At 63.2% G+C, this 6617-nt stretch carries 5 protein-coding genes and 1 tRNA gene; 4 read left to right on the forward strand and 2 right to left on the reverse strand.

Translation table 11 applies throughout. The annotated features are described in order from the left end of the window. Positions 1 to 13: 13 nt before the first annotated feature. From P24_RS16490 to P24_RS16500, 3 genes are all read left to right on the forward strand, one after another. A complete protein-coding gene (locus tag P24_RS16490) occupies positions 14 to 1009 on the forward strand; it encodes an ABC transporter ATP-binding protein (protein WP_008945883.1) in 996 nt (331 codons plus the stop codon). Positions 1010 to 1026: 17 nt separating this feature from the next. Beyond that, complete coding sequence (locus P24_RS16495; RefSeq protein ID WP_008945884.1) at positions 1027 to 2157, forward strand: alpha/beta hydrolase; 1131 nt, start codon at positions 1027 to 1029, stop codon at positions 2155 to 2157. A gap of 111 nt (positions 2158 to 2268) precedes the next feature. Further along, positions 2269 to 2345: transfer RNA gene (locus tag P24_RS16500), tRNA-Arg, on the forward strand. A 104-nt stretch (positions 2346 to 2449) separates the two neighbouring features. Here P24_RS16500 and P24_RS19455 read toward each other — a convergent pair. Together P24_RS19455 and P24_RS16510 are read right to left on the reverse strand one after the other, a co-directional pair. Further along, positions 2450 to 3619, reverse strand: coding sequence for a phage tail protein (locus P24_RS19455; RefSeq protein WP_008945885.1), 1170 nt, complete (start codon positions 3617 to 3619; stop codon positions 2450 to 2452). Further along, a complete protein-coding gene (locus P24_RS16510; protein WP_008945886.1) occupies positions 3616 to 4149 on the reverse strand; it encodes a phage tail protein in 534 nt (177 codons plus the stop codon). The genes P24_RS19455 and P24_RS16510 overlap by 4 nt, the downstream gene beginning before the upstream one ends. A 164-nt stretch (positions 4150 to 4313) precedes the next feature. On the opposite strand from P24_RS16510, the gene P24_RS16515 reads away from it, so the two are divergent. Beyond that, a partial coding sequence (locus P24_RS16515) for a DUF4347 domain-containing protein (RefSeq protein WP_008945887.1) occupies positions 4314 to 6617 on the forward strand: 2304 nt, incomplete at its 3' end.

Raw genomic sequence — 6617 nt, forward strand, 5'->3', positions numbered from 1 at the left:
GTCGAGTGGTTCCATGACGGCTTTCGCCGACCGCAACACCCCTGTCCAGCCCGAAAACGCCATCGAAATATCGGGCCTCACCAAGCTCTACCGCGGCAAATCCGGCGAGAAGCTGGCGCTCGACCATGTCGATCTCGCGGTGCCGCGCGGCAGCCTTTTCGCCCTGCTGGGGCCGAACGGCGCGGGCAAATCGACGCTGATCAACATCCTGGCCGGGCTGGTGCGCAAGACCGAGGGCAGCGCGCGCATCTGGGGCATCGATATCGACGCCCATCCTCGCCAGGCCGCCAGCGCCATCGGGGTGGTGCCGCAGGAGCTGAACCTCGACGCCTTCTTCACCGCGCGCGAGGCACTGGACATCCAGGCCGGCATGTATGGCGTGCCGAAATCCGAGCGCCGCACCGACGAGATCCTGGCCCGCATCGGCCTGACCGACAAGGCGGACGCCTATGCGCGCAGCCTGTCGGGTGGCATGCGCCGGCGGCTGCTGGTCGGCAAGGCGATGGTGCACAACCCGCCGGTGCTGGTGCTGGACGAACCGACTGCCGGCGTCGATATCGAGCTGCGCCAGCAGCTGTGGAACGAGGTGCGCAAGCTGAACCGCGAAGGGGTGACGGTGGTCATCACCACGCATTATCTGGAAGAGGCCGAGGAGCTGTGCGACCGCATCGCCATCATCAATCATGGCAAGCTGGTCGCCTGCGAGAGCAAGGAGACGCTGCTGCGCCGGATCGACGGCAAGACGCTGAAGATCAGCCTGGCCGAACCGGTCGCGGCGGTCCCGCCGGCGCTCAGCCCGTTCGAGCCGGAACTGCAGCAAGGCGGCCGGCTGCTGGTCCTGCAGTACCGCCCGAGCCGCACCCGCATCGGCGATATCCTCGACGCGCTGGCCGCCAGCAGACTGTCCGTCGCCGACCTCTCCACCGAGGAGACCGACCTTGAGGATATTTTCTTGCAGCTAACTGCCAGCGGGCAGGACCGGCAGCGCAAGCCGGCCACGGCGGCATAAGGGGCCAGGAGGCCAGGATGCCAGGGCGGCGGCGCATCATGCGGGCATCGGCGCTGCTCCTGCTGTTTGCGCTGGGGCTGGGCGTGATGGCGCCGGGCTGCATCCCCGCCATCGGCATCCCGCCCTCCGATATGGTCCAGGCGACGCCGGCCCTGCTGTCGCTGCCCGAACCCGCCAGCGGCACGAAGCACACGCTGGCGCCGCCGCATACGCTGCCCGTCGCCGAGACGCATGGCGCGGCCCGAATGTCCGACGGGGTGGAACTGCCCTATGTGCAGTGGCGGCCGACCCTCCGCCCGGTCGAAGGCGTGATCGTGGCGCTGCATGGCTTCAACGATTACCGCAATGCCTTCGCCGCTGCCGGGCCGCTGCTGGCGGCATCCGGCCAGGCGGTCTTTGCCTATGACCAGCGCGGCTTCGGCCTGAATCCGCATCCCGGCAGCTGGAGCGGAGTCGGGCGCATGACCGCCGACCTGTCGCAGATGACGAAGCTGGTGCGCGCGCAATATCCGGGCAGGCCGGTCACGCTGCTGGGGGTGAGCATGGGCGGCGCCGTCGTGCTGTCCGCGCTGGCCCAGCCGATCCCGCCATCGGCAGACCGCGCCGTGCTCGTCGCGCCAGCCGTCTGGGGCCGCGCCACCATGCCGTTCTATCAGCGGGCAGCCCTCTGGCTGGGCGCGCATACCGTGCCCTGGATGACCCTCACCGGGCGCGGGCTGAAACGCTGGGCCTCCGACCATCTCGACATGCTGCGCCGGCTGGGCCGCGACCCGCTGGTGGTGAAGGAGACGCGGATCGAGGCGATCTGGGGTCTGGTGAACCTGATGGACGCAGCACTGGAGGCCGGCCCGCCTGCCAGCGTTCCCAGCCTCATCCTCTATGGACGGCACGACCAGATCGTCCCGGCCGGGCCGCTGTGCCGGCTGCTCGACCGCGACTGGGCGCAGGTGCCGCAGCAGCCGCGCATGGCGCTCTATCCCGAGGGCTGGCACATGCTGCTGCGCGACCTGAACGGCCCTCTCGTGCTGCGCGATATCCTGGCTTGGCTGGACGATGCGAAGGCGCCGCTACCCTCCGGCAGCGAGGCGCCCGGCGCCTGGCCGGACGGTCTGTGCGGCCCGAAGCGGCTTGCCGCGCCGGCTTCGTGACCAGAACCGCGCTTCCCTATTTGCATCGCCCCGCGGTTTCGCCTATGGTGCGCCTCGCAAAACGATGGCCGCCCGCGCTTCGCCCTGTGCTTCGCGAGGCCGGCACCGGATGCACCCGTAGCTCAGCTGGATAGAGTGCTGCCCTCCGAAGGCAGAGGCCGCAGGTTCGAATCCTGCCGGGTGCGCCATTTTCCCCGTCATTCAGACCATAACGGCAAACTGGCTGACCAGAGCGTTGCCCAGGACGCGCGCTTCATGGCGCCCGGCCCTGGGCAACCGGCACTGACAGGCTTCAGCCAGCCTTTAATCCCGCTGCTGCCAGGGCGGCTTCGATCGCGGCGGCCTCGCTTTCATGCTCCTGGCTGCTGCGCATCGGGTACACGCCCTTGTAGCAGATGAAATAAGCGAGCGTCAGGCCGGGCTGCCGGTTCTCATGCGCCTCCCCGCCGCCCATTTCGCCGATGGATTGCGGCGCCATACTGCCATCCGGATCGGCATTGGAAAAAAGCCGCTGCCCCGGGCTGTAGGCCAGGGCGACGCCGTGCTGCGGGCCCGGCAACAGATCGCCCGGATCCGGCGGAACATAGCCGGTATAGCTGTGCGAATGCGGCGGCAGCTCGTTCGTCTGCAGCGTAACGCTCGCGTCGCCTGCCGTCTGGCCCAGCGTCCGGTTGCTGAGGCCCGGCCCCTGGCCAATACCCATCACCGCCATGGAACCCAGATTGGGGATGCCGAATGTCTTGTCATTGACGCTGCCGCCGAAATTCCAGCCCAGTATCGTGAAAAGCAGCACATAGGGATCATCGTTCGACGCTGGCATTGGCAGCAGACGGCCATCGCAGGGCAACCAGCCATCCGGCGTGAAGGGCAGACAGGCAAGACGGACTTCCCCGACATAGGCGTCGTCAAGCGACCCGAAGACCTTGCACACGACATCGCCGTCATAGCGCTCAGGGAAATTTCCATTCTGCGCCTGGATGTAGTTCAGCGCCATGGTCGGCATCATATTCTCATGTGCGTCGGCGGTATTGCCGCCGCTGCCGCCGACTGTTGCCAGAAAGCCCGGATCGAACAGTGTCGGCGTGGAGCTAGAGTTTGGCCAGGCGTAGGGGCCAGCGATGCCGGCACTGTTCTGCGCCGCCCACATATAACGGTTCGGATTACTGAAATAGGCGGCACTGCCCCCCGCAAAGGCATCATGCGTATGGTTGGGCATCTGCGGCAGGGTCAGCGACACTGTTTCTGAACCGCCGGTATCGCCAAAATTGCGCGGCGAGAGACCCGGCCCCTGCCCCTGGCCAATCGGCACGCGGCCACGCAGGTCCGGCGCCAGGAATATCTGATAGGGTTCGGGCTGGGTGCCATCGCAGATTTCCCAGCCTCTCGGCGCCCAACTACCGGCGAACAGCCGGATTTCGCCATTGTAGCATTCGATCTGGGGTGAATCGCCAGGCGCGCTCATGAGGCTTCTCCTTCGTTTTCCGATGTGGCCTGCCTGGTCGGAAAGGCGCCCTGGTAGCAGATGCAGGCATTCAGCACGAGAAAGGGCTGCATATTGTCATGCGGCTGGCCATAGCCGGCAAAGCCCACCATCTGGGTGCTGAGTGGGACCGTGCTGCCCCCGCCGTAAAGATTGAAGGTCGTGCCGGCAGGGATTGCCCCATTCGCCGTCAGCCGGTTACCAGCGGCACTGACCGACCTGGCATCGTGGCTGTGCGTCGGCATCTGCTTTTCAGAGAGCAGAACACTCTCGAAACCGAAAAGCGTTCCCAGATACTGGGGCGGATTGTTGTTAATCCCCGCAATGGTACGCCCCCGCAAATCCGGCAGAGCGAAGGTGGTACGCCCGTCTCCGCCGAAATAGTTACCGATAAGGACAAACAAGGCTTGCGTGTCCTCGTTGATGGTCAATTTGCGGCCATCGCAGATCGCCCATCCCTGGACCTCATAGTCAAAGGGAAACCACCTTACTTCACCGATATAAGAAGTCATGCCCCGCCTCCACAGTACAAATTTATTACAATTCTGTCAGAATTGGTCAGATTTGATAGAATTCGTAAGTTTTATATTTCAGTTGCTTTGTTCGATCTAAGTATTATTTTGATGATCGTCAAATAGACATGCCTGGATTCACTAGATTGATTGAGGGTAGAGTGGTGGGCAGCCTGATTTTCGTCGATTCGCGCGTTCCGCAGACCGAAACCCTGCAGCGGCATCTGCCGCATGGCGCGCTGGTGTCGCGGATTGGCGCGCAGGAAGACGCGCTAGCTCATATCGCGAACCGGATATCTGGTGAGGCGGGCATTGAAGATCTGCTGCTGGTCGCGCATGGCGCGCCGGGCGCGCTGTATCTGGGCGCGACGCCGCTGACAGCAGACCTGCTTGACACGCGCACCGATGCGCTGGCCGCCATCGGCGCCGCTCTGGCGCCGGACGGGCTGATCTCTCTCTATGGCTGCCGTGTCGCGGCGGGTGCGGCGGGTGAGGCCCTGCTGGACCGGCTGGAGGCGCTGACCGGGCGTGCGGTTGCCGCCACGGACAGCCTCGTCGGCCATGCTGACCTCGGCGGTGACTGGACGCTGTTCCGCCGTGATCTCGCGCAGCCCGTGCCGATGCCCTTCGCCGCCGGACTGGCCGGCGAGTTCCGCGCCGTACTGGTGACGCATGATTTTGAAGGGGAAAGCACGAGCGGAAGCAGCCCCAGCATCACCGTCACAGACGATGGCGTAGCGATGCTGTATACAGCTGGAAACCTTTCTAATAATGAAAATTTCACCATCGGCGATTATATTTATATCGACGATATATTTGATCCAGGTGATCAGGGATTTTCTTTAACGATATCTCGACCGGGGAATCTTGCATTCTATGTTACATCATTGAAAATAAGCGCTAATGATTACGGAACCCCGACAATTGTGTTGCTGGATTCCAGTGGCGATCCAATAGATGGAAGCAGTAAAAATATCGACAACATTACAAATGGGGACGTCACTGATCCAGGGAATTTCAAGACATATACATTCAGCAATGCCGAGGCATATGGAATTAAAATTTCCACTGCCCCAGGTGGCAACGGCGCTGAACTTGCCCTCGACGACTTTATCTTCCAGACCAGCCTGAACGCGGCGCCAACCGTTACCGGCACGCCAGCCACGATCACCGTCACCGAGGATACGGCGGGCACTGTCGATCTGTCGGCCCTGAGTTTCGCGGACAGCGATGGCGACACGCTGACGGTCACGCTGTCGGTGACTTCCGGCAGCTTTAGCACGCCGGTGGACGGGAGCGCTGTCGGAGCCGGGGTCACCGAAACGCTGGTCAATGCCAAGACCATCACGCTGGTTGGCAAGGCGGCAGACATCAACACCTATCTGGATACCGCATCCAACATCAACTATACGGGCGGCGCCAATATCGCCGGCAACAATGCGGCGACGATCACGGTCAGTGCCAGCGACGGCACGAACAACCTGTCCTCGAACCCGCAGGTCAAGATCAACATCACCGCGGTGAACGACGCGCCGACAATGTCGGGCGAACCGGCCACGCTGACCGTCACCGAGGATGCGGAAAGCAATGTCGATCTCTCCAGCCTCACTTTCGAGGATGTGGATGACGACCACATCACCGTCACGCTGAAGGTGGATGCCGGCAGCTTCAGTACGCTGGCAGACGGGGCGGACAGCAGTGTCACCGAGACTCTTCTGCCCGATTCGAAGACCATTACGCTGTACGGAACAGCGGGCGACATCAACTCCTACCTCGATAACGCCAGCAACATCAAATATACCGGTGCCACCAATGCCAGCGGGAATGACGCAGCGACGCTGACCATCAGCGCGACCGACGGCACGCTCGGCCTTGCAGCTGACAAGCAGGTGAAGATCAACATCACCGCCGTGAACGACGCGCCGGTGCTGGACAATTCTAAATCGCCCAGCTTCGGCACGGTAGCGGAGGATCTGCCCGCGCCGACCAATGGCAGCACGGCGAACAGCGTGACGGTATCCAGCCTGCTGACCGGGGCCGTCACCGATGCCGACAGTGGTGCTGTCGCCGGCATTGCGGTTATCGGCGTCAGCACGCAGGGTACCCTCTATTATTCGATCGATTCGGGTGCGACCTGGGCCTCGGCCGGTACACCCGGCAATTCGGACAGCCTGTTGCTGAATGGGGATGCGCTGCTCTATTTCCGGCCGAACGAGAATGTTGAAGGCGAGATCACCGATGTCCTCACCTTCCGCGCCTGGGACCAGACCAGCGGCTCGAACGGGGCGACGGCCAGCACGGCTGTAGTCAGCGGTCCGACGGCCTTTTCTTTTAATGTCGAATATGTCGCGATCAGCATCACCGGCGAGAACGACGCGCCGACGGTGACTTCCGACGCGACCGCCAGCTTTGCGGAGAATGGCACCGGCACCGCCTATACGGTGACGGGCAGCGACCCGGATACCGGC

It is taken from the genome of Oceanibaculum indicum P24, from assembly GCF_000299935.1.
Lineage (GTDB): Bacteria > Pseudomonadota > Alphaproteobacteria > Oceanibaculales > Oceanibaculaceae > Oceanibaculum > Oceanibaculum indicum.